The organism is Nisaea sp. (assembly GCF_965216895.1).
Lineage (GTDB): Bacteria > Pseudomonadota > Alphaproteobacteria > Thalassobaculales > Thalassobaculaceae > Nisaea.
In genome coordinates this window covers 927,161-951,200 of the sequence record NZ_OZ244205.1, presented here as the reverse complement: position 1 = coordinate 951,200, position 24,040 = coordinate 927,161, and the positions used below count along the sequence as shown (strand labels likewise).

20 protein-coding genes are annotated in these 24,040 nt (G+C 62.7%); 16 read left to right on the top strand and 4 right to left on the bottom strand.

Annotated features, from left to right (window positions below):
• The first annotated feature begins 102 nt into the window (after window positions 1-102).
• The 7 genes from ACOOE1_RS04565 (at window position 103) to ACOOE1_RS04535 (ending at window position 7,999) form a co-directional block, all read left to right on the top strand.
• Complete coding sequence (locus ACOOE1_RS04565) at window positions 103-1,203, top strand: mandelate racemase/muconate lactonizing enzyme family protein (protein WP_420405157.1); 1,101 nt, start codon at window positions 103-105, stop codon at window positions 1,201-1,203.
• 16 nt (window positions 1,204-1,219) lie between these two features.
• A complete protein-coding gene (locus ACOOE1_RS04560) occupies window positions 1,220-2,518 on the top strand; it encodes an NAD(P)/FAD-dependent oxidoreductase (RefSeq protein WP_420405156.1) in 1,299 nt (432 codons plus the stop codon).
• A gap of 190 nt (window positions 2,519-2,708) precedes the next feature.
• Complete coding sequence (locus ACOOE1_RS04555; RefSeq protein ID WP_420405155.1) at window positions 2,709-3,779, top strand: ABC transporter substrate-binding protein; 1,071 nt, start codon at window positions 2,709-2,711, stop codon at window positions 3,777-3,779.
• Window positions 3,780-3,888: 109 nt separating this feature from the next.
• Complete coding sequence (locus ACOOE1_RS04550) at window positions 3,889-4,968, top strand: ABC transporter ATP-binding protein (RefSeq protein WP_420405154.1); 1,080 nt, start codon at window positions 3,889-3,891, stop codon at window positions 4,966-4,968.
• Complete coding sequence (locus ACOOE1_RS04545; protein WP_420405153.1) at window positions 4,965-5,876, top strand: ABC transporter permease; 912 nt, start codon at window positions 4,965-4,967, stop codon at window positions 5,874-5,876. Before ACOOE1_RS04550 ends, ACOOE1_RS04545 begins: the two co-directional genes overlap by 4 nt.
• Complete coding sequence (locus ACOOE1_RS04540; protein WP_420405152.1) at window positions 5,876-6,691, top strand: ABC transporter permease; 816 nt, start codon at window positions 5,876-5,878, stop codon at window positions 6,689-6,691. Before ACOOE1_RS04545 ends, ACOOE1_RS04540 begins: the two co-directional genes overlap by 1 nt.
• An 84-nt stretch (window positions 6,692-6,775) precedes the next feature.
• On the top strand, window positions 6,776-7,999 hold the full coding sequence (locus ACOOE1_RS04535) for an MFS transporter (protein ID WP_420405151.1): 1,224 nt from the start codon (window positions 6,776-6,778) through the stop codon (window positions 7,997-7,999).
• 6 nt (window positions 8,000-8,005) lie between these two features.
• Here the strand turns inward: ACOOE1_RS04535 and ACOOE1_RS04530 are convergent, their stop codons facing one another.
• Window positions 8,006-10,414 carry a methyl-accepting chemotaxis protein gene (locus ACOOE1_RS04530; protein WP_420405150.1) on the bottom strand — a complete coding sequence of 803 codons (2,409 nt, stop codon included), beginning with the start codon at window positions 10,412-10,414 and terminating at the stop codon, window positions 8,006-8,008.
• A gap of 158 nt (window positions 10,415-10,572) precedes the next feature.
• Between ACOOE1_RS04530 and ACOOE1_RS04525 the strand changes: the two genes are divergently transcribed.
• A complete protein-coding gene (locus ACOOE1_RS04525) occupies window positions 10,573-11,145 on the top strand; it encodes a hypothetical protein (protein WP_420405149.1) in 573 nt (190 codons plus the stop codon).
• A gap of 52 nt (window positions 11,146-11,197) precedes the next feature.
• On the opposite strand, the gene ACOOE1_RS04520 is transcribed toward ACOOE1_RS04525, so the two are convergent.
• Genes ACOOE1_RS04520 through ACOOE1_RS04510 form a run of 3 tightly spaced genes read right to left on the bottom strand, consistent with a single transcriptional unit; the run spans window position 11,198 to window position 15,816 of the window.
• Window positions 11,198-12,397 carry an acyl-CoA dehydrogenase family protein gene (locus ACOOE1_RS04520; RefSeq protein WP_420405148.1) on the bottom strand — a complete coding sequence of 400 codons (1,200 nt, stop codon included), beginning with the start codon at window positions 12,395-12,397 and terminating at the stop codon, window positions 11,198-11,200.
• 12 nt (window positions 12,398-12,409) lie between these two features.
• Window positions 12,410-14,215, bottom strand: a complete 1,806-nt coding sequence (locus ACOOE1_RS04515; protein ID WP_420405147.1) for a hypothetical protein — start codon at window positions 14,213-14,215, stop codon at window positions 12,410-12,412.
• The gene (locus tag ACOOE1_RS04510) at window positions 14,212-15,816 is read right to left on the bottom strand and encodes a GMC family oxidoreductase (protein WP_420405146.1); all 1,605 of its coding nucleotides are present in this window, start codon (window positions 15,814-15,816) and stop codon (window positions 14,212-14,214) included. The genes ACOOE1_RS04515 and ACOOE1_RS04510 overlap by 4 nt, the downstream gene beginning before the upstream one ends.
• Window positions 15,817-15,990: 174 nt before the next feature.
• Between ACOOE1_RS04510 and ACOOE1_RS04505 the strand changes: the two genes are divergently transcribed.
• The 8 genes from ACOOE1_RS04505 to ACOOE1_RS04470 all read left to right on the top strand — a co-directional run bounded on the left by ACOOE1_RS04505 (window position 15,991) and on the right by ACOOE1_RS04470 (window position 24,039).
• Window positions 15,991-16,806 carry a CoA transferase subunit A gene (locus ACOOE1_RS04505; protein ID WP_420405145.1) on the top strand — a complete coding sequence of 272 codons (816 nt, stop codon included), beginning with the start codon at window positions 15,991-15,993 and terminating at the stop codon, window positions 16,804-16,806.
• A 4-nt stretch (window positions 16,807-16,810) separates the two neighbouring features.
• Window positions 16,811-17,560: a CoA-transferase gene (locus tag ACOOE1_RS04500; protein WP_420405144.1), complete on the top strand. Its 750-nt coding sequence runs from the start codon at window positions 16,811-16,813 to the stop codon at window positions 17,558-17,560.
• 54 nt (window positions 17,561-17,614) lie between these two features.
• The gene (locus ACOOE1_RS04495) at window positions 17,615-18,829 is read left to right on the top strand and encodes a CaiB/BaiF CoA transferase family protein (protein ID WP_420405143.1); all 1,215 of its coding nucleotides are present in this window, start codon (window positions 17,615-17,617) and stop codon (window positions 18,827-18,829) included.
• Window positions 18,830-18,905: 76 nt separating this feature from the next.
• Entirely contained in the window at window positions 18,906-19,304 is a 399-nt protein-coding gene (gene msrB / locus ACOOE1_RS04490) for a peptide-methionine (R)-S-oxide reductase MsrB (protein WP_420405142.1), read from the top strand.
• Between the two features lie 75 nt (window positions 19,305-19,379).
• Window positions 19,380-20,333: a D-2-hydroxyacid dehydrogenase family protein gene (locus ACOOE1_RS04485; protein ID WP_420405141.1), complete on the top strand. Its 954-nt coding sequence runs from the start codon at window positions 19,380-19,382 to the stop codon at window positions 20,331-20,333.
• Between the two features lie 42 nt (window positions 20,334-20,375).
• Window positions 20,376-21,725, top strand: a complete 1,350-nt coding sequence (locus ACOOE1_RS04480) for an NAD(P)H-dependent oxidoreductase (RefSeq protein ID WP_420405140.1) — start codon at window positions 20,376-20,378, stop codon at window positions 21,723-21,725.
• A gap of 91 nt (window positions 21,726-21,816) precedes the next feature.
• On the top strand, window positions 21,817-22,677 hold the full coding sequence (locus tag ACOOE1_RS04475; RefSeq protein ID WP_420405139.1) for an ABC transporter permease: 861 nt from the start codon (window positions 21,817-21,819) through the stop codon (window positions 22,675-22,677).
• A 30-nt stretch (window positions 22,678-22,707) separates the two neighbouring features.
• A complete protein-coding gene (locus ACOOE1_RS04470) occupies window positions 22,708-24,039 on the top strand; it encodes an ABC transporter ATP-binding protein (protein WP_420405138.1) in 1,332 nt (443 codons plus the stop codon).
• Window position 24,040 lies beyond the last annotated feature (1 nt).

The following is a 24,040-nucleotide window of genomic DNA, read 5'->3' as shown; positions in this document are numbered from 1 at the left end:
ACCTTAAGTTAAGTCCAAATTGATCGTCAAGATGATGCAATCGGATGGCCATCCGACAGAGTAAGATCATCCAGCCGGCACACGAGCTGTGGAATTCCGTTCATGAAAATCACCAAGATCGAGACATTCAGCACCGAATTTGTCGGCTTCGTCCGCGTGACGATTGCCGACGGTAGCCAGGGCTGGGGGCAGGTCTCGACCTATAATTCGGACATTTCCGCGCTGGTCCTGCATCGTCAGGTTGCGCCCTATGCGCTCGGCTGGGATGCTTTCGATCTTCCGGGGTTGATGCGGATCATCCCCGAAAGGGAGCACAAGTTTCCGGGCGCCTATCTCCGCCGCGGCATGGCCGGGCTCGATACCGCGCTCTACGACCTCTACGGCAAACGCGAGGGCAAGAGCGTTTGCGAGCTGCTCGGCGGCACGCCGCGGCCGTTCCGCGTCTATGGCTCCAGCATGCGGCGCGATATCACGCCGGCCGACGAGGTCGCGCGTCTCAAGCGGCAGCAGGACGCGTGCGGCTACGATGCCTTCAAGATTCGCGTCGGCAGCGAATATGGCCACGACGTCGACGAATGGCCGGGTCGGACCGAGGAGATCATCGGCGCCATGGGCAGGGCCTTCGGCGACAGCTGCGACCTGCTGGCGGACGCGAACAGCTGCTTCACGCCGAAACGCGCGATCGAGGTCGGCCGGATGATGGAAGATCACGGCTTCTGTCATTTCGAGGAGCCCTGTCCCTACTGGGAGTTGGACTGGACGAAAGAAGTCGCGGACGCACTCGAGATCGACGTTACCGGCGGCGAGCAGGATTGCGACCTTGCGCACTGGCGCCGTATGGCCGCGATGCATGCAGTCGACGTGCTGCAGCCGGACATCCTCTATATCGGCGGCATCCATCGGGCGCTGCATGTTGCCGAGCTGGCGAAGAAATACGGCATGGCCTGCACGCCGCATTCGGCCAATCTCGGACTTGTCACGATCTTCACCCTGCACCTGATGGGGGCGATCGAGTCGGCGGGACCTTATGTCGAATTCGCGATCGAGGACTTCGATTACTATCCTTGGCAGAAGGATCTTTACGACCCGTTCCCGGTGGCGCGGGACGGGATGGTCGAAATTCCGGCCGGACCCGGCTGGGGGGTCGAGATCCGGCGAGACTGGCTCGAGCGTGCGGAGTATCAATGTTCGGAACTCGATTGAGCCGACCGGAGCCATCATGCAGAGCGACATTTTCACAGAGGATTTTACCACCGATCCCTATTGGTGGGACGAGACGCCGCGCCCCGAACCCGGTCGGCCGGACCTGCCGCAGCGGGTCGATGTGGTGGTGGTCGGCTCCGGCTATACCGGGCTCTCGGCGGCGCTGCAGCTGGCGCGGGCGGGGCGTTCCGTGCTGGTCTGTGATGCCGAGGAAGCCGGCTGGGGCTGCAGCACGCGGAATGGCGGACAAATCAGCCGCTCGATCAAGCCTGGCTACGAGGAACTGACCCGGCGCTACGGCGCGGACACCGCCTTTGGGATCATCCGCGAGGGCGCGAACGCACTCGACTGGGTCACCGACTTCGTCGCTGCGGAGAGAATCGATTGCGATTTCGCCGTGCCCGGCAAGTTCACCGCAGCGCATAGCTCGGTCGAATTCGAGAAGATGGCCCGGGCGGCGGAAAATCAGCCGGAGGGACTGGCCGAACCGCTCCGCGTCGTCACGCGGGCCGAGCAGCACGCGGAGATCGGCACTGATGCCTATTACGGCGGGATCGTGAACGAGAGCACCGCCTCGCTCGATCCGGCGAAATTCCACGCCGGGTTGCTCGATCGTGTGCGGGAGGCGGGTGTCCTCATTGCCGCGCGCTGCCCGGTGACGGCGATTGAGGAGGCCGCGCCGGGATTCCGGTTGACCACCGGCAGGGGCGTCGTCCGCGCCCGCAATGTTCTGGTCGCGAGCAATGGCTATACCGGTGCGGTGTCCGGCTGGCAGCGTCGCCGCGTCATCCCGATCGGCAGCTACATCATCGCGACTGAGGCGCTGCCGAAGGCGCTGATGGACCGGCTGATGCCGACCGACCGGATGCTCGGGGACAGCCGCAAAGTGGTGTATTACTACCGACCGTCGCCGGACCGCACACGGATCCTGTTCGGTGGCCGGGTCTCCGCAGGCGAGACCGATCCGCGCAAGAGCGCGCCACTTCTGCGGCGTGACCTCGCCGCGATTTTCCCGGAACTGGCCGATATCAGGGTCAGCCATTCCTGGATGGGCTTCGTCGCCTATACCTTCGATACGCTGGCGCATGTGGGCTGCAATGAAAATGTCCATTTTGCGATGGGATACTGCGGTTCCGGGGTGTCCATGTCGGGGTATCTCGGAATGCGAGTCGCTCAACAGATGCTGGGACTGAAGGAGGGCCGAACGGCTTTCGACGGGATCGGCTTTCCGACGCGGCCATTCTATACGGGGCGACCCTGGTTCCTTGCGGCGTCGGTTGCCTATTTCCGCTGGCGCGACGGCTGGAGCCGGTAACGGGTTTCTCTGCACGTTGGGGCAGATCCCGCAAGATTGGTCTGTTGTTTATTCGAGAATGGACCTGTTCTGAGGGCCAATTTGGTCTTTCAATTTTTCGTAACGGGCCGGACTGGATGTAGTCCAGGGGAGGGGCATGGATGTCTTTCTCCGATCAAGACCCGGCAAACGAACAGCGGAGAACCCTCAGATGACATACAAGAAGAATTTTTCCCGCCGCGGACTTCTCTCCGTGGCTGCCGGAGCGATGGCCCTGTCCGCCGTCGCACTGCCCGCATTTGCTGATGGCAGCGTAACCGTGGCCTCCTGGGGCGGTTCCTACCAGAATGCCCAGAGCCTGGCGCTGTTCCAGCCTGCGGCGAAGGCCATGGGCATCACCGTCAAGGAAGAGACCTATGGCGGCATGTCCGACGTTCGTCTCAAGGTCAAGGCCGGCGCTGTCGGCTGGGACATCGTCTCGAGCGGCTCCGGCAGCGCCGCCCGCGCGGCCGAGGAAGGTCTGCTCGAGAAGATCGATTTCGGTGTCGTCGACGTCTCGACCTTCTATCCGGGCCTCTATACCGACTACTGCATCGGCAGCGACGTATTCTCCACGGTCATGGCCTTCAATACCTCGACCTATGGCAACGACGGGCCGAAGAGCTGGGCCGATTTCTGGGACGTGAAGAAGTTCCCGGGCAAGCGGGCCTTTCGCAACAAGGTCGCCGGCGCGCTGGAGCCGGCCCTGATGGCTGACGGAGTGGCGCCGGAAAACGTCTACAAGGTTCTGGACAGCGAGGAGGGCATCAAGCGCGCCATCGACAAGATCCGCGATTTGAAACCGCATGTCGCGGTCTGGTGGAAATCCGGGGCCCAGCATGCCCAGCTGATGAAGGACGGGGAAGTCGACATGACCACCGGCTGGAACGGCCGTTTCGACGTGGCCAAGAAGGACGGCGCCAAGGTCGCCTATACCTTCAACCAGGCGCTGCTGGATTATGACTGCTTCGCGATTCCGAAGGGCGCGCCGAACAAGGACCTGGCCATGAAGTTCCTGGCCGAGATGAGCAAGCCGGAAATCCAGGCGAACCTGCCGGAACATATCACCTACGGCCCGACCAACAAGAAGGCCTACGAGATCGGCAAGATCGACGAGGCGATGGCCCGCGCGATGCCGTCCCATCCGGACAATGCCAAGCTGCAGCTTCCGATCAGTCTCGCCTGGTACGCCAAGTGGGAACAGAAAGCAGCCGCCATGTATCAGGACATGTTGACCGAGTAGGATCCGGCTCTTGGTCAATTTGGGGAGGGGGCGGCGCTCGGCAGCCGTCCCCGTTTCTCCGCTGCATTTCCGGTCACACTTCCCCGAGACGAACTTCTGAGAGTTTGGAATGCCGAAGCAGGACGCGCTTCCGATATCGATCTCCGGCCTTACGAAGAGCTATGGCAGTCTCTACGCGCTCGATCACGTCGACCTCGAGGTGGAGAGCGGCGAGTTCCTGACACTTCTCGGGCCGTCCGGATCCGGAAAGACCACGCTGCTGATGGCGCTCGCCGGGTTCACGCGCCCCGATCACGGCAGTATCCGCTTCGGCGGGGAAGAAATCGTGACCATGCCGCCGCACAAGCGCGGTGTCGGCATGGTATTTCAGAATTACGCCCTGTTTCCGCATATGAGCGTGGCGGCCAATGTCGGCTATCCGCTGAAGCTGCGGAAAGTTCCCAAGTCCGAAGCCGCCGGTCTCGTGGAGCAGGCGCTGGAGACGGTGCAGCTCGGCGGTTACGGCGACCGGCGGATCGGCCAGCTTTCCGGCGGTCAGAAGCAGCGGGTCGCACTTGCCCGCGCCATCGTTTTCAGTCCGCGTATCCTGCTGATGGACGAGCCGCTTTCCGCGCTGGACAAGAATCTCCGCGAACAGATGCAGATCGAACTCCGTCATCTGCACGAAAAGCTCGGCATGACCACGGTCTACGTAACCCACGACCAGCGCGAGGCGCTGACCATGTCGGACCGGATCGCCGTCATCAATCACGGCCGCCTGATGCAGCTCGATGCGCCGCGGCAAATCTACGAGCGCCCGGCGAACCGCTTCATTGCCGAATTCATCGGCGAGTCCACCTTCCTCAAGCTCGAACGCAAGGGCGACCGGCTCAGTTTTGCAGGTGTCGAACTGGATGTGGGCGACGTGCCCGACAGTCCCGGTCTTTCTCTCGTGGTGCGGCCGGAGCGGCTGACCATTCTGGACGCGGCGGATCCCGGCAAGACAAATGTATTTCCCGGTACCGTGAAGGATCTCGTCTATCAGGGCGACACCACGCTCGCCTATGTGACGCTGGCGGACGGCACCGATATCGCGGTTCGCGCCGGCATGCGCAGTGATGCTGCGATCGAAAAGCTTTCGGTCGGCGAACGTGTCGCGCTCGGGCTGCGGTCCGCCGATGTCGTGCTGATCCCGGACGAGGCCGAATGAGCGCCGCGGCGCAGGTCGCTTCGGCCGCAGGCACGCGCGCGAACGAGGCGCTGCTGTCCCGGCAGGACTGGCGCGAGCGCTGGGCGCTGCTCGGACTTGCCTCTCCGGCAGTGCTGACCGTCCTCATCGTCATGGTGATCCCGGTCGGCTGGCTGTTCTATCTCTCCTTCCTCTCCGACGACGGCAGTTTCTCGCTTGAGCACTACAACCGGATGCTCGAGAGCAAGGCCTACGCGCGGATCTTCTGGACGACTTTCAAGGTCAGCTTCCTGACCACCGGAATCTGCATCTTGCTCGGCTATCCTCTCGCCTATTTCCTCTCCCAGCTTCCGAAGCGTGCCGCCGCGCTCTGCATGCTGACCGTGCTGCTCCCCTTCTGGACCTCTTTGCTGGTGCGGACCTATGCCTGGCTGGTGCTCCTGCAGCGCCAGGGCCTGATCAATGAATGGGGCATGGGACTTGGGCTCTGGGAAGAGCCGCTGGCGCTGGTCCACAATCTGACGGGCACACTGATAGGCATGGTCCATATCATGCTGCCATTCCTCGTGCTGCCGCTCTACGGTTCGATGAAGGCGATCAGCGAAGACTACCTGAAGGCCTCGTCCAATCTGGGCGCCGGACCGGTGCAGACCTTCTGGCACGTTTTCTTTCCGCTCTCGCTGCCGGGGCTTTTTGCCGGAGCACTCATCGTTTTCGTGCTTTGCCTCGGTTTCTTCGTGACGCCGGCGGTGCTCGGCGGCGGCAAGGTGATCATGGTGTCCAACCAGATCACCAACAATATCGAGCTGTTCTTCAACTGGGGCGCGGCGAGCGCGCTTGGCGTGGTGCTGCTGGTGATCACTCTCGGCATCCTCTTCGCCGCCTCGCGGCTCCTGAACCTGAACCGCGTGCTGGGGGGAGGGCACTGATGAACTGGCTGAAACGCCCCGCCTCGGAAACCCAGATCACGCATGGCCAGCGGCTGTGGCTCTATATCGTGGCGAGCGTGATCATGATTCTGCTCGTGGCGCCCACCGTGATCGTCATTCCGATGTCCTTCTCGGCCTCGCAATATCTGGAGTTTCCGCCGCGCGACTGGTCGCTGCGCTGGTATGAACACTATCTGAGTTCGCCCGCCTGGATCGACGCGACCTGGACATCGCTCAAGGCCGGGTTCCTGACCATGTGCGTGGCGACGCCGGTCGGCGTCGCTGCGGCTTACGGACTGCATGTCTCGCGTCACCCGCTCGGCCAGTTCTTCTATGTCGTGCTGATCACCCCGATCATGGTGCCGGTGATCCTGATCGCGATCGCCGCGTTCTACGTGTTTGTGCAAATCCGGATGGTGAACAGCCTGTTCGGTCTGGTGATCGCGCATTCGATCCTGGCCCTGCCCCTGGTGCTCATCGTCGTCAGCGCGGCACTGAAGAGCTACGACATGAACCAGGAGATGGCGGCCCGGAGTCTGGGGGCCTCGAGGCTTACGGCCTTCCTCGGCATTACCCTGCCGCAGATACGCTTCTCCGTCCTGACCGCAGCATTGCTGTCCTTTCTCACCTCGTTCGACGAGGTGATCATCGCGATGTTCGTCTCCGGCGGAGACAATTCAACGCTGACGCGGAACATGTTCAATGCGCTGCGCGACCAGATCGATCCGACCATCGCCTCGATCTCGACCATCATGATCGTGATTTCCTCGACGCTGCTGATCCTCAGCCAGCTTTTCGGGAAGTCGCGCGACTGATGTGCCTGAGCGGAGACTATCGGCGGGACTGACGTGCCAGTAGGCTGAGCGCGTTCGGAATTTCATGCCGGAGCCGGTTTTCCTATGGCACTCATCAGCGGAAGGGCGATGGCCGCATCGCTCGGCGTGCTTGCCCTCTGTCTCGGTATGACGGCGCTCGGGCGCGGGGCGGGCGAGAGTTACGCGGTCTTTCTCCTGCCGCTCTCCGGCGACCTCGGCTGGGACCGTTCCTCGGCGACTTCGGTCTATTCCATCTTCATGGCCGCGACCGGCTTCTTCGCGCCGCTTGCGGGCTATCTGTTCGACCGGTTCGGCGGTCGTCTTGTCTACGCTGTCGGGCTTGCCGCCCTGGGTGCAGGATATTTCGCCGCCGGATCGCTCTCGGAGCTCTGGCACTTCCAACTGTCGATCGGCGTCTTTTGCGGCTTCGGAGCGGCCCTGATCGGGCTCGCGCCGGCGCAGGCCGTGGTCAGCCGATGGTTTGACAAGGGGCTGGCGACGGCGCTGGCCATGACCTATGGCGGCCTCGGCGTCGGCACGCTGATCATGGCGCCGCTGGCGGAATATCTGATCGCGGAGCGGGGCTGGCGTCTCGCCTACGAATGGTACGCCTCGGTCTTTGCGCTGCTTTGCCTCTTCGTGCTGTTCCTGCCGTGGGGGCGGATCGCGGAGGGGGCGGACGGCAATCCCAGGCGTTATTCCAGATCGCTTGGAAAATCCGGTCCGACCCTGCGAGCGGCATTGAAAATTCCGGCTTTCTGGATGTTCTTTGTCATTTTCTTTGTTACCGCGATGTCGATCTATGGCGTGAGCCTGCAATCGGTCGCCTATCTCGTGAGCGAGGGGATGAGCGAGCGGCAGGCGGCCTTCGCCTTCGGCACGGCGGGGATGCTGTCGTTCTTCGGAATGACTTTGACAGGCATGGCGGCGGACCGGTTCGGCCACCGCATCGTGGCGACCGGAAGTTACGGCCTTACGGTGATTGCGATCGGCGCGCTCTATCTTCTGCCGTCGGATCGGACCGGCACTCTTCTGGTGGTCTATATCGTCTGTTTCGGCCTCAGCATGGGGGCGAGAGGGCCGATCATCACCACGCTCATGGCGCGGCGGTTCTCCGGCTCCGGGATTGGAGCGATCCTCGGTGCGGCGAATTTCGGCCAGGGGATCGGTGCGGCCTTCGGCGCATTTCTCTCCGGGTTTCTGTTCGATCTGAGTGGAGGTTACGGTACCGGTTTCGCGGTCTGCACGGCGGCTGCGATTATCGGCGCCGGCCTGTTCTGGGCGGTCGGCGCCGATAATCCCGATTGAAGGCCGTTACTTGCTGCGCACCTGGGAGAGGAAATCCTCGACCTGACGGTTCAGGCTTTCGATCTGCTCGGTCAGCTCCCGCGCCCGGCTGCTGACCGCGTCGGCGGCGCCGCCCGAGATCTGGGCGCTATCGTTCACCCCCTCGATGTTGCGCGCGACATCGTCGGCGCTCATGCTCGCTTCCTCGATATTGCGGGCAATCTCCTGGGTGGCCGAGGTCTGCTCTTCCATCGCCGCTGCGATGCTCGCCGAGATTTCCCCGAGTTCCTCGATGACCTTGGAAACCTCTTCCATATTCACCGAGGCATTGTCGGTTTCCCGCTGGATCGCGCCGACCCGTTCGGAAACCCGCTCGGTCGCTTGCGCGGTCTGGTTGGCGAGATTCTTCACCTCGGAGGCGACCACGGCGAAGCCCTTGCCTGCGTCCCCGGCGCGGGCGGCCTCGATCGTCGCGTTCAGGGCCAGCAGGTTGGTCTGCTCGGCAATATCCTGGATTAGCTGCACCACCTCGGTAATCTCGTCGACGGCCTTGCGCAGACCCCGCATCAGTTCCACCGACTGCCCGGCGCGCGTCGAGGCATCGCGGGATCGGTCGTTCGAAACAGCGATCTGGCGGCTGATCTCCTGGATCGAAGAGGTGAGCTCAGAGGTTGCCGCGGCAACGGTTTGAACGTTCGCGCTCGCCTCGGTCGACGCGGCGGCGACGGCGGCGGCCTGGTCATGGGTCTGGGAAATGGCATTCGTGACCTCTGCCGCGGAGCCCTGCATGGTGCCGCCCGCATCGGCGACCCGTTGCGCGATGGTCTTGACCGACTGCTCGAAACTGTCCGCGAGGGCGGCCATCTCTCTCCGTTTTTCCTCGGCCGAACGGCGTTCGTTGTCCTGCTGTTCCCGTTCCAGCCTTTTCATCTCGTTTGCGTTGTCCTTGAAGACCTGGACCGCCCGCGCCATTTCGGCGATCTCGTCCTTTCGTTCGGTCATCGGGATTTCGCTCTCCAGGTCGCCATCTGCAAGGCCATTCATGGAACTCGTTATGGTCGAGATCGGACGAACGATGCTGCGAGCGATCAGGAAGGCAAGGACGAATCCAATCGCGATTCCGACGGCCGTTCCGATCATGATCAGCTGGTTGGACTGCTCTTTGAGGTCCCTCAACTCAGCAAGTTTCTGGTCCTTGAAATCGCTGGTGAGCTTGGCGTTCCGGCTTTCGACCTCATGCATCTCGGTCTCGATGGCGGCCTGGCGCGCCAAGGTCTCGGCGACATCATCCAGCCGTGCGCGGAAGCTCTTTGCGGCTTTCGCGGCTTCGATCGCCAGCATTCCGGACTCTTCCGGAAGCGCTTTCTTCACAACCAGCGCTTTCGAGAACACTTTTGAAACAGCACTCGATATTGCGTCCATCCGAGCCATTCGTTCCTCGTCATCGGACGCTTCAACGAATGCGCTGGTTTCGGCTGCCATCGTGTCCGCGGCGATAACCATTTCAAGGGCGGCGATCCGGGCATTTGTGGCGGCACCGCTGATTTCGGCGGCGCTCTTGTAATCGGCGTTCGCGTCCGCGAGCGCCTTTTTCCGGTCTTCCAGGATGGCGCCCGTGGTTTGGCCAAGCGCTAAGCTGAGCTTCGAAAGCTCGTCGAAGAGGTCCGGAATTCCCGACAAATTGTCTTCGATCGCCTGTACCAGGCCGGAAAACTGTTTGCGATAGCTGCCAGTGAGTTTGGCAACCTCACCGGCGGCGGATTCGGCCGGCGAACCTTTCGCCACCTTCCGGAGCGCAAGCGCGCCGAGGAAGAGTTTCTTCGTCCCGTTCTCCAGCGTTTTCTTGTTCTCGTCGTTGCGGTCCAGGCGGAATGCGGCCTCCGCAGCTCTGATCGCGTTGCTCTCGGCGAGCAGCGCGTTGGATGCGTTCATGATTGCAATGCTGCTGTCCCGAATTGCGGCGGCATCGGCTTCCGCCGCCCGACTTGTCGTGAAGATCTCGTTTGCCGCCATACTGAGTTTTTCGGCATTGGCCTTGATGGCTTGTGCCTTCGCGGCCATCTCGACGGTCATATCTTCCGTTTCGATGTTCACCGCATTGAGATCGCCGAGCTTCGTCTCGTATTTCTCCAGTTCCGTTCCGATCTCAACGAGGGCCGGGTCGGCGTCGGTCCCATTGGCCAGATCCGAGAGTTTCTTCTCGGCCGTCCGGGTCTTCGCGATGGCGGCTTCGTAATAGACGGGATTCCGGCTGACTGCATAAATGTTGGCGTCCCCGTTTGCTTCTCTGAAGGTGTCGATGGCACCGAGCAAACTCAGGGTGAGTGTGATGTCCTTGTCGTAGCGAGTCAGGCCCACGAACCCGATCAGGCCAACTCCGGCGGCGACCAACAAAGTCGCTGCAAATCCTGCACCGATTCGATAGGCGATACGCATCTCTGACTCCACTGTCTGCAAGTGACAATTCGATCCGTATACAAAGGATGTTCATTCCTTGTTTAAGATGAGGTTAATGAGAATTTTAATTACGATGTTAACGATATTTTTACAAGATTCATGCGGGATGGACCCGGGCAGACTTGGAGGAGACACCCATGAGATTCGTTTTTAAGGGACTACTCGCCATGGCAGTCGTGTTCGCAGTTTCTGCGGACGCGCGGGCCAACGATTTCGAACCGCAGATCAAGGCTTACTATGAAAGCACCGTGAAGGCGTGGCTTTCCGACCCGGCGGTGATCGAAGCCATCAAGGCGCAGAACGCGAAAACCTCTGGTTATGATGCCGGCAAAATCGACTCGCTCGACAAGCAGTGGCGTGCGGAAGCGAAGGCCGGCGGCGGCGATCTGGTGAACAAGGTTGCCGGGAGTTCTCTTTCCGGCTGGCTGAAAGGCAAGAAGGACGCTGCCGGCGGCAAGATCGCCGAGGTTTTTGTCATGGATGCCAAGGGCCTGAATGTTGGCATGAGCGATACGACGTCCGACTATATGCAGGGCGATGAAGCGAAGCACCAGAAGACCTTCGGTGCCGGCGCGGATGCCGTCTTTATCGACGAGGTCGAGTTCGACGAAAGCTCGGGCGCGTTCCAGTCTCAGCTTTCCGCGACCATCAGTGACGGCGGTACTCCGATCGGTGCGATTACAGTCGGCGTGAACGTCGAAAAACTCTGACCGTCACTTCTGGATTTAGGAATAAAAAGGCCGCCGAGAGGCGGCCTTTTTGCTATTCGGCCGGGCGCCGGAGCGGGTTCATCACCGGGTGACGATTGGCGTTCTTGAAGCCGAGCGCGTCTTCCGCGATCAGTACCCGCTGTACGTTCGGCGTGCCTTCCCCGACAGTCAGCATGTTGACATAGGCCGTCAGCGTGTTGATCGGGTATTCCTCGGCCAGCGCATAGGCGGCGAATGCATCGCGGGCGGTCGCGGCCGCCTTTTGCGCGACTTCCGAGGCAAGATATTTCGCCCGGGCCGCGGCGCGGGTCGAGCGTTCGCCTTCGTCCATCAGCCAGGCCATCCGCCGCAGCATCAGGCGGGCGGCATCGATCCCGACCGCGACGTCCGCGATCGGGTGCTGGAGCATCTGGTAACGACCGATCGCCTGGCCGCCGACCTCGCGCTCCCGGGCGTAGCGCAGGGTTTCGTCGAAACAGGCCTGGGCCAGGCCAACCAGCCGCCCGGACACGGTAAGGCGCCCATATTCCAGTGCATTCAGCGCAATCTTCAGGCCGTCGCCCTCGGCGCCCAGCCGGTTCTCCACCGGAACCCGGAAATCGTCGAGGAAGACTTCGCAGGATCTGAGGCAGTTCGACAGCGGGCGCATGTCGATCGGCGTCGCACTGTATCCGGGGCCGCACTTCGGCTCGACGATGAAGGCCGAAATCCCGCGCTTGCCGGCCTCGGGGTCAGTCTTGGCAAACAGCACGCCGATATCCGCGGCGTTGGAAAAGGTGATCCATATCTTCGAGCCGTTCAGGATATAGCTGTCGCCGTCGCGTCGTGCCGTGGTCCGCATCGCGCCGCCCGGATCCGATCCGCCGCCGGGCTCCGTCAGGGCGAACATGCCGATCTTCCGGCCGGAAATCAGTTCCGGCACATATTTTCGCACCTGTTCGGGCGTGCCCCAGTTGAAGATCGTGAAGGGGCATGTCATGGCCTGCATGTTCATCGCGTAGCCGAAGCCGGGCGAGAGCCGGGAGATTTCCTCGGCGATGACGCCGACCGCGGCGAAGCCGATGCCGGTGCCTCCGAAATCCTCAGGAAAGGCCGCCCCGAACAGGCCGGCATCTCCCATTGCCCTGATGATTGGATAGGGAAACTCGCCCGATTTCTCGAAGGCGTCGATGTTGGGTGCGATCTCGGTTTCGTATACGCGGTTCACCGTTTCGCGCACGGCTTCCAGGATCGGGTCTTCGGTGAAATTCATGCGAGAGCTCCGTCAGGGAGAGATTGTGATGTCGGCGGGAGGAAGGTCTTCGCGCGCGCGCGCGATCATCTCCGAATAGGCGCGCTCCAGAGCCGCCGTGTAGGTCCGCATGTCGAACAGCGGCGCGCGCTGCCGTGCGCGCCGGAGATGACGGTGCAGGGCGGAAAGCCGCGCCGGCGCCCGCGCAAGAGCAATGGCGATCTCGGCCTGTTCCTCCGCCGAGCTGGCGATCAGATCGGGCAGGCCGGCCGCCGTGAGAAGCGAGGCGCCGACCCGGGACGCAAAAGTTTCTCCGGCGACGGTCACGACCGGGACACCGCGCCAGAGGGCGTCCGCGCCGGTCGTGTGCGCGTTGAACCAGGTGTTGTCGAGATAGAGGTCCGCGAGTGCGAGCCGGGCGACATGTTCTCGTGCCGGCGCTTTCGGGGCGAACACGATCCGCTCCGGCGCGACTCCGGAAGCGCGCGCGGCGGCCACTATGTTGGACCGGCAAGGCTCGCCGTGATCGAGCATCCAGAGAACGCTGCCCCGGACCTCCCGAAGGCATCGCATCCAGGCCGCGAAGGCGTCGGCCGCGATCTTGTTCTGACTGTGGAAGCCGAGAAACACCAGGGCATTCTCCGGCAGTCCCGTGTCTGTCCGGTCAAGCGCCGCCGGAATCCGGCGTGTACTGTCGAACGGCATATAGCAATGGGGCAGACGGACGATCCGCTCACTGTAGTCGCCTGAGGCGGAATCCGGAATCAGGCGAGCGTCGCCGACGATGTAATCGTGCAAACCGCCACAGGTTCCCGGAAAGCCAAAGTAATTGACAAGGATCGGTGCGGCTCCGAGCAACAGCAATGCGAGTGGCTGATTCCCGAGAAAGCCGTCGAGATCGACAAGAATGTCGATCCCGTCATTCCTGATCCGTTCCGCCTGCTTCTCCGGTGACAGGCGGCTGAGATCGACGAGTTCGCCGGCCGCGTCCGCAATCGCGTCGTTCCAGACCGCGTCGCGTTCGGCACTCGGCATCGCATAGACATGAACGCCGAACCGGCTACGGTCGTGACATCCAAGCATCTCCGGCAGTGCTTCCGCCAGTGCGTGGTGTTTCAGGAAGCTGCAGACATAGCCGATCCTGGGCTTCACGGAGGCATCCGACGAGAGCGGCGGCCGCGGTGAAGCGCGCGGCAAGGAATGAACGATTTTTTCCGCCGCCCGACGCTGAGTCTCCGGGGTCGCGTGCGGTGCCAGAAGCGTCAGCGGGTGCCCGGGCACATTCCGGATATGCGCGACCAGACGGGTAATCCGCTCGAAGCGGCACCCGGGGTCGTCCATCAGGCACAGCCAGCGGCGATCGAGGACGAAGCCGTGCAGGGCCTCGGAGAAGTCTGGACGCAGCAGAAGGGCGCGCCGCGAATGCGTGATCGCAGCTTCGAATTCGTGCTGCCCGCGCGCGATGCGCGCCGCCTCAGCACTGGCTATGCAGAAGGCCGACCAGGCAATTTCGGAGCGAGGATTCGAACACAGGGCGATGCGCGCCTGGCGCAAGGGGGCGTCCGACGCGCCGACCATCTGCGCGAGGTTCGCATAGGCGCTGGCGCGTGCCGGGTCGATCAGGAGCGCTTTGCGAATTAGCCGATATGCCCGCCTCCCGTGGTCTTCGACTTCAAGCTCCATCAAGGCGGCGAAATAGAGCGCCTGGGCGACTTCGGCGGGCCGGTCGCTCGATCTGGCGACCGCAAGCGCGATCATTGCAGCTGTTGCGGGATCGCCCCCGTCCATCGCCGATTTGGCGTCTCCGAGCCTTGCTGGAGAAGGAATCGGCGCCGTCATCGGCCCCGGTTGTCCTCCAGGATCATGTCGGCCGCCTTTTCGCCGATCATCATCGCCGGCGCGTTGGTGTTGCCGGAGATCACGGTCGGCATGATGGAGCAGTCGGCGACACGCAGGCCGCCGATACCGTGCACGCGGAGGCGCGTGTCGACCACGGCCTTCGGGTCGCTCCCCATGCGGCAGGTGCTTGTCGGGTGAAAGATCGTGCCGCCCTTCTCGCGGGCATAGGCAAGCAGGGATTCGTCGTCGGCCCGGTCGAGACCCGGCTCGTACTCGTTCTTCAGATATTTCCTGAAGGCAGGCGCCTGGGAGATCTTCCGGTTCAGTTTCATGCCGGCGAGGATTGTCTGGCGATCGCCCTCGGTCGAAAGATAATTCGGCCGGATGCTGGGATATTGCCGCGGATCGCCCGACTTCACCATGATCGTGCCGCGGCTTTCCGGCCGGAGCTGGCAGATCGAAGAGGTGACCCCGGGGAAGGGGTGCAGCAACTGTCCCGGCTTGTCGGCGCTGAAGGGGATGAAATGGAACTGGATGTCCGGCGTCTCCAGTTCCTCCCGGGTCTTGGTGAAGACAAAGACCTGGCCGGCGCTGATCGTCAGCGGACCCTGGCGGGTAAGCGCATATTGCAGGCCCATCATCACCCGTTTCAGCGGATTTCCGACATCGGTGTTGAGGGACTCGAGCCCGTCAAGCTCGTAGATCGCGCGGACCTGGAAATGGTCCTGCAAATCGTCGCCGACGCCCGGCAGCTCGTGCTGCACCGGGATTCCGACGCTGCGCAGGTGCGCCGCCGGGCCGATGCCGGAGAGCTGGAGCAGCTGGGGTGAGTTGATGGCGCCGCCGCAGAGTACGATCTCGCGACCGGCTTCGGCGCGGTATTCGATACCGTCGCGCAGATAGCGGATGCCGGTCGCCTTGCCGTCCGTCAGCTCCAGAGAGGAGGCGAGGGCCCGTGTCTCGATACGGAGGTTCTTGCGATTGCGGATCGGGTTCAGATAGGCGACGGCGGCGCTGCAGCGACGTCCATTGCGGCTCGTCGTCTGGTAGTAGCCGGCGCCGTCCTGCACCGCACCGTTATAGTCCTCGTTGCGTTCGATCCCGACTTCCTCGCAGGCATCGAGGAAGGCCTCGCAGACCGGTCGACGGTCGGCGATGTCGGAGACCGATAGCGGGCCGGAGCCACCGCGCAAGGCGCTTTCCCCGCGTTCGAAGCTCTCCGACTTCTTGAAATAGGGCAAAACGTCCTGCCAGCTCCAGCCCTCGTTCCCGAGCTGGCGCCAATGGTCGTAGTCCTGTTGCTGGCCGCGGACATAGAGCAGCCCGTTGATCGAACTCGAGCCGCCGAGCACCCGCCCGCGCGGCCAGACCATCACCCGCCCGTCCACACCTGGATCCGGCTCGGTCTCGTAGCCCCAGGATAGATCCGGGTGATACATCGTCCGGTAGTAGCCGACGGGAACATGGATCCAAGGGTTCCGGTCCTTGCCGCCAGCCTCCAGCAAGAGCACTTTGTTCTTTGGGTCCGCCGACAGCCGGTTGGCGACGACGCAGCCGGAAGAACCCGCACCGACAACGATGTAATCGTAGATCTCGCTCACCCCGAGCCTCCCTGGCACGCGCATTTATTCTTTTGCAGGAGAGGATAGGACGAGGCGGGCGGACGCGTCGATGGGATATGGCGCCGCGCCGGAGGAAAGGATGTCGTGACGGCTTGTTGCTTTTCAGCGGGCCGGATTGGCGTAGGATGCGAAAAACTTACGGGAGGACGGAACATGGACGCCATCCGCCTCGATCTCGAGGGACTTGCGGCACGGGTGCCGGACGGCGCGAAGATCGCGCTGCCGCCGGATTATTCCTGCTGTGCCATGGCGCTTGTCCGGGCGATCATCGCGCGCAAGGTCAAGGACCTGCATATCATAGGCGTGCCGGCCCTTGGCTTCCAGGCCGACCAGCTGATAGGTGCCGGCTGCGTCGCGACGGTCGAAACCGCGGCAGTGACCCTCGGCGAGTACGGCCTCGCCCCTCGCTTCAGCGCCGCGATCAAGTCGGGTTCGATCCGCATGCTGGACGGGACCTGTCCGGCGATCCATGCCGGACTTCAGGCGGCGGAGAAGGGCGTGCCCTTCATGCCATTGCGCGGTGTCATCGGTTCCGACCTTGAGAAACGCCGCGACGACTGGATTGTCGCCGACAATCCTTTCGAGAAGAACGACCCAATCCTCATGGTCAAGGCGATCCAGCCAGATCTTGCTGTCTTTCACGCTCCGCTGGCGGACCGCTTCGGGAATGTCTGGGTTGGCGTACGTCGTGAATTGATGCTGATGGCGCATGCCGCGAAGAGCAGCCTCGTGACAGCGGAGAAGATCGTCGACGGGAACCTGCTGGAAGACCCGGTCCGCGCAGCGGGAACCATTCCGGGGCTCTATGTCGGCGCCCTTTCCGAGGCCGAACACGGCGCATGGCCGCTCGGCATTCCGGGTGGCTACGGCGCCGATGCCGGAGAACTCGCGCGCTATGTCGAGATGGCGCGGAACGAACAAGGCTTCGCGGCATACATGGCCGGTGCCAAGGTTCAGGCTGCGGAGTGAGACGGTGACAGACCTAGAGAATGTGCGTGCCGAGGAAATCCTGATCGCGGCCATAGCGGAGATGCTGGACGGGCTTCCTCATATCGCGGTCGGTGCCTCCTCGCCGGTACCCGGTGCGGCGGCAATGCTGGCCCGCGCACGGCATCCGGAGACGACGCGGGTGTCCGTGCTCGGCAGCGAGGACAACAATTTCTTCACCGACGGCGGCAAGGAGCTGTTCGATTGTGCCGGACAGGGACGGATCGACGCTTTTTTCCTTGGCGGAGCGCAGATCGACGGACAGGCGAATATCAACCTCGTCTCGGTCGGCGATCCTGATCGCCCGAAGGTCCGTTTTCCGGGCTCGTTCGGTTCGGCCTACATGTATTTCACGGTGCCGCGGGTGATTCTCTTCCGTCTCGAACACACACCGCGCACGTTGGTCGAGAAGGTGGACTTCATCAGTGCGCCGGGCACGTCCGACCCGAACGTTTACCGCCCGGGTGGACCTCACGCGCTGATCACCGACCGCTGCCTTTTCTCCTTCGAGCGGGAGAGAGGACGGTTCCGGCTTGCAAGCGTGCATCCTGGGCACAGCGTCGAGGAGATCCGCGAGCAGACCGGGTTCGACTATGACGTCCCGCCGGATGTGCCGGAAACACCGCTTCCGGATGCGGAGACTCTCGCGGTGATCCGCGGCCCGGTCGCGGCGCAAATAGCGGAAATCTATCCGGCATTCGCGGCCGAGGTGTTTGGTATCGGGAAGGCGGCCTGACGTCAAATCGGACCGTGCGCGACCCGAGCTATCAACGAAACGAGGAGTTACGGAATGAGTGGCACTGCGGCATCGGCCGGCGCGCTCAAGGGCATCAAGATCGTCGACTGCACGCGGGTCCTCGGCGGACCCTACTGCACCCAGATGCTGGGCGACCATGGCGCGGAGATCATCAAGATCGAACCGCCACAGGGCGACGAGGTGCGTGATTGGGGCCCGCCCTTCCATGAAGGCGACGCCTCTTACTTCGTCGGTGTGAACCGGAACAAGAAGTCGCTCGGTCTCGATCTTTCCAAGGAGGAAGGAAAGCGGGTGCTGCTGCGCCTGCTTGAAGACGCCGACGTTTTGGTCGAGAACTACAAGCCGGGCTCGATGGAGAAATGGGGCCTCGGCTACGAGGAGGTGCTGAAGGCTCGTTTTCCGAAGCTGGTGCATTGCCGGATCTCGGGCTTCGGTGGTTCCGGACCCTATGGCGGGTTTCCCGGCTATGACGGGATTATCCAGGCGATGACCGGCTGGTTCTCCGTCAACGGCTCGACACCGGGCGATCAGACCCGCGTCGGCATTCCGATGGTGGATATGGGGACGGGCCTCTATGCCGCGAACGCGATCATGATGGCGCTGTTCGAGCGTCACGGTTCGGGCCTCGGCCAGTATATCGACATGACGCTCTACGATTGCGGCCTCTCGCTGATGCATCCGCATGTCGCCAATTACTCGCTCTCGGGCAAGGTCCCCGGCATCACCGGGAACCAGCACCCGAACATCGCGCCCTACGACAAGTTCACCACCAAGACCGGGGATATCTTCATCGCCGGAGGCAACGACAGGGCCTGGCAGCGCATGGCGGCGGAACTCGGCAAGCCGGAGCTTGGTGCCGATCCGCGTTTCAAGACCAATGCGGACCGTCTCGCGAACCGCGTCGCATTGCGCGAGGAACTGGAAGTCCTGCTGTCGGACGTTGACGGCAACGAGATTTGCGACCGCTTGCTGCGGGCCGGCGTGCCGGTCGGGCCGATCCGCGATACGGCGGACGTGATGGCGCACGAGCACACGAAGCACCGTGACATGGCGGTCGAGAAGGATTGGTACAAGGGGTGGGGGATTCCGATCAAATTCTCCCGCACGCCGGGTTCCGTCCGCTCCGTGCCACCGAAATACGGTGCCCATGCGCGCGAGATCCTGGAGGCGCACGGTTTCGCGCCGGACGAGATCCAGAATCTTGTCGACGGGGGCGTGGTCCTGGAGGAACGCCGCAAGGCGAATTAGCGCATCGCGGAAAGGTGTCTTGCCTGCGTCCCGGATCCGATCAATCTCGGGATTGTCTGAAAAACAGGAGGTCACGATGGACAAGATCGTGAAGAGCGACGCGGAATGGCGGGCGCAACTCACCGAGGAGCAGTTCCAGGTGACCCGCAAGCACGCGACGGAACGGCCTTTCACCGGAAAATACGCCGAAACAACGGATCCGGGCATCTATACCTGTGTCTGCTGCGGCGAACCGTTGTTCGAGAGCGAGACGAAATTCGATGCCGGCTGCGGGTGGCCGAGTTTCTACCAGCCGATCGAAGGGGCGAAGATCGAGTCCGAGACCGATCGCAGTCACTTCATGGTCCGCACGGAAGTGCATTGCGCGAAATGCGAGGCTCATCTCGGGCACGTTTTCCCCGACGGGCCGCAGCCGACCGGCCTGCGCTACTGCATCAATTCGGCCTCTCTCGACCTGAAGCCAAAAGATGACTGAAGGTGTTTTCTCTTCCGTCTGAAAACACCTTAAAACAATGAATTAAGAGCAATTATTTATGTATCGGATGAAGAAATGCCGAGGATCGCGATACTGGACGACTATGCCAATGTGTCCCTGCGCATGGCCGATTGGGGACGCTTGCCGGAGGGTTACGAACCGGTCGTCTTCACGGACAATCTGGTCGAGCACGACGCGCTGGTCGAGCGGCTGAAGGACTTCGAGATCGTCTGCGCGATGCGCGAACGGACGCCGTTTACGGCGGAAATATTCAATCGCCTTCCGAATCTGAAACTGTTTGTCACCAGCGGCATGCGGAACAACTCGGTCGACTTCGCGGCGGCGCGCGCCTGCGGTATTCCCGTCTGCGGGACGGCGACCAGCGGGAACACGACCAAGGAACACACCTGGGCCATGCTGATGGCGCTGGCCCGCCAGGTCGCCCATGACGACCGGATGATGCGGGAAGGCAAATGGCAGACCCGGATCGGTATCGATCTGATGGGCCGCACGCTTGGTGTGATCGGGCTTGGAAAGCTCGGCAGCCAGGTTTCCGAGATCGCCAAGGTCTTCGGCATGGACGTGGTCGCCTGGTCGCCGAACCTGACGGAGGAACGCTGCGCTGAGGTCGGCGTCCGCAAGGCGGCGAGCAAGGAGGACCTCCTGCGCGAAGCGGATATCGTCACTCTCCACGTTGTGTTGAGCGACCGCTCGCGCCACATGATCGACGCCAAGGCGCTCGCGGAAATGAAGCCGACGGCACTGCTGGTGAACACTTCGCGCGGCCCGATCGTCGACGAGGGTGCCCTGATCGATGCTTTGAAGAACAACCGGATCGCCGGCGCCGCCGTCGATGTTTTCGAGCCGGAGCCTCTGCCGGCCGACCATCCGATCCGCGATCTCGACAATATCTTGCTGACGCCGCACATGGGTTACGTCACGGAAGAGACCTACAGGCTCTTCTACGGTGAGATGGTCGAGGACATTGAGGCCTGGCACGCCGGGAGCCCGATCCGCGTCCTGAACTGACGGCCTGAAGGAGAAGAACAACGCGGGCAGGGGAGGAACGGGATGAATCTGTCACGCATGCTGGCAAGGCGCGAAGCGGACGGCGATCCGGTCCGGGTCGGCATCATCGGCTGCGGCAAATTCGGCGCCATGTATCTGTCGCAGGCGCGGCTGACGAAAGGCGTCCATGTCGTCGGCATTGCCGATCTCAATGTCGCGCGGGCAAAGGAGACGCTCGCTCATATAGGCTGGGAGGCGGAACGTTTCTCAGCTGCCAGCTTTGACGAAGCGGAGCGGACCCGCTCGACCTTCGTCACCGAGGACAGCCCGGCCCTGATTAATAATGGCGGGCTCGACGTTCTGATCGAGGCGACCGGAGATCCGGCCGCGGGCATCCGTCATTGCCTCTCGGCAATCAGTCACGGCCTGCACGTCGTCATGGTCAATGTCGAGGCGGATGTCGTGGCCGGACCGCTGCTGGCCCGCAAGGCGGAACTCGCGGGCGTGGTCTACAGCCTCGCCTGGGGGGACCAGCCGGCGCTGATCGCCGAGCATGTCGACTGGGCGCGCGCCTGCGGCTTCAAGGTGGTCTCCGCCGGCAAGGGGACGCGCTACCTGCCGACCTTCCACCAATCGACTCCGGAGACGGTGTGGGACCATTTCGGCTGGGATCTGGACGTTGTGAAGCGCGGGCGGCTCAACCCGAAGATGTTCAACAGCTTTATCGACGGTACCAAGTCCGGCATCGAGATGAGTGCGGTCTGCAACGCGACCGGCCTGACACCGCAACCGGACGGGCTCGCCTTTCCCCCATGCTCCCGTTTCGATCTGGCCGAGATCTGCAAGCCGGAGGAATTCGGCGGCACGCTGACCCATTCCGGTACCACCGAGGTGGTCTCCTCGCTCAGCCGCGATGGCGGCGAGATCGCGGGACATCTGCAATACGGCACCTATGTCGTGATCGAGGGTGAAACCGATTACGCGCGCTACTGTTTCGAGGAGTATCACATGCTCCCCGACAGCAGCTTTCGCTTCGCCTCTCTCTACCGACCGACACATATGATCGGCCTCGAACTCGGGGTGTCCGTTGCCTCGGCTGCTCTACGGAAGGAGCCGACCGGGTCGCCGGTCGCCTTCAATTCGGACGTCGTTGCGACGGCCAAACGGGACCTCCGGACAGGCGAGGTGCTGGATGGCGAGGGCGGGTTCTGCGTCTGGGGCAAACAGACGCCCGCACGCCACTCGCTGGATGAAGGCTATCTGCCGCTAGGTCTGGCCCAGCATGTGAAACTCAAGCGCGCGATCCCGGAAGGCGCGCCGCTCCGTTGGGCCGACGTGGAGATCGACCCGGAGGACGAGGCGGTCAGGGTGCGGCGCGAGATGGAGGCGATGTTCGCGGCGCCGAACGCCTGAACAGGCGGCCCAAAAAAGGCACAATCGCTTCCGGTTTGCTCCCGATCTGGTGTAACAGTCCGGGTCAGTTGTTTGATTCCGGGAGAATACCATGGGCGGCGCCACCTCGGCTCCGGGCCGGCCGGCCAAACCGGTCAGTTTTGCAGGCGCGCTGTTTGCCCTGGCGGCCAGTTTGCGCGGCAACGGCTTCATCTTGAAGAGCATGGTCCGCAACGAGCTTGCGTCGCGCTACCGGAACACCGTGCTCGGCTTTCTCTGGCCGCTGATCAATCCGCTCGTGATGATCCTGGTCTATTCCTTCGTCTTCGGCCTGATCTTCGAAGTGCGCTTCGGCGCCACGCCCGCCCAGTCCGAAGTCCCATACGGCATCGTGCTGTTCTCTGGCCTGATGCTGCACGTGCTGCTGGCGGAAACGTTGCTCCGGGCGCAATCCATCGTCCTGGACAACCCGAACTATGTGAAGCGGGTGGTCTTCCCGCTGGAAATCCTTCCCGTCGCGGCGCTGCTGAGCAATCTGGTGCATGCCGTGATGGCACTCGCGGTCCTGGTGGTGGTGATTCTCGTATATGGCGTATCGCTGCATTGGACGGGACTTCTCCTGCCGCTCGCCTGGTTGCCCTTGGTCGTGATGCTTGCGGGCCTCGGCCTGCTGGTGGCATCGCTCGGGGTTTTCATCCGGGATATCGGTCAGGTGCTCGGCTTCATGATGACGATCCTGATGTTCGGCAGTTCGATCCTGTTTCCGCCGGAGATGCTGCCGGAGCCACTGCGCCCCTGGCTGCTTCTGAACCCTCTGACGATCCCGGTCGACGCCTCGCGCGATCTGCTGCTCTGGGGACATTTTCCGAACTGGGAGCGCCTCGGGATCTATTCCGCGGTCGCCGTCGCCGCACTCTGGGTCGGCTCCTGGTGGTTCCTGCGCACCAAGCGCGGGTTCTCGGAAGTGATGTAGGAGCGAGCCGCCGTGCCCGAAGGATCTGAAATGAGCATGCAGGACGGCGCTGCCGCCACACGGCCGGGCGATGGAGGCGAACTTGCCATCGACATTTCCGGTATCACGAAAGTCTTCAACATCTACCGCCAGCCCCTCGATCGGTTGAAGCAGGCTCTGCTGCGGGGCAGGCGAACCTATTTCACGCCTTTCGTCGCCCTCGATCATGTCTCCTTCCAGGTGAACCGGGGCGAAACCGTCGGCATCGTCGGACGCAACGGCTCCGGCAAATCGACCCTTCTGCAGATCGTCGCCGGCCTGCTCACGGCCACGGAAGGCCATGTCAGCGTGAACGGCCGCGTGTCTGCATTGCTGGAACTCGGGGCAGGCTTCAACCCGTCGGCCTCCGGGCGCGAGAACATCTACATGAACGGCGCGATTCTCGGACTCTCGAAGGAGGAGATCGACGCACGGTTTGACGACATCGTCGCCTTTTCAGGGCTGGCTGAGTTTCTCGACCGGCCGGTCGAGACCTATTCGAGCGGGATGTATGTCCGGCTTGCCTTTGCCGTTGCCGTCAGCGTCGACCCGGAGATCTTCATCGTCGACGAGGCGCTCGCCGTCGGCGACGAGGGATTCCAGCGCAAATGCTTCGCCCGTATCGAGGAACTGAAGCGGCGCGGGACCACGATCCTCTTCGTCAGCCACGCCGCCGGGATGATTACCCAGCTTTGTGACCGGGCGGTCCTGCTCGACCGCGGCGAGATGCTGATGGACGGTGAACCGAAAGCGGTGATCTCCAGCTATCACAAACTGACCCACGCGCCGGCCGATCAGTTCGAGTCAGTGCGCGAGGAGATCCGCCGGGACGTGACCGAGCGGCGGGAAGCGACCGAGACCCATGACGCCCAGATGGTGCCGGAGAGCCGCACCGCCTATGTCAGCCTGGGCGCGGAAATCCAGGACCCGCGGATCGAAACGCTGGATGGCAAGCCGGTCAATCTGCTGATCCGCGGCCGGCACTACGCATTCCGCTACCGGGTCGCCTTCTCCGAAGCGCGCGAGCAGGTGATGTGCGCGATGATGATCAAGACGATACAGGGTGTTCTGCTCGCCGGACGGACGACGCACAGCCTGCGCCGCGGCCTGCCGGATTTCGAGGCCGGCGATGTGATCGACGTCGAGTTCGAGTTCGAGTGCGACCTGACGGCCGGAACCTACTTCCTCAACGCCGGCGTGAACGGGCTCTACGAGAACGAGCGGAAGTCTCTGCACAGGATCATGGATGCTACCATGTTCAAGGTGCTTCCCGACGACGACGACACGATCACCGGACTCGTGGCGCTCGATATTGTCCCGGGTGTCAGCAAGCGGGACACCTGAA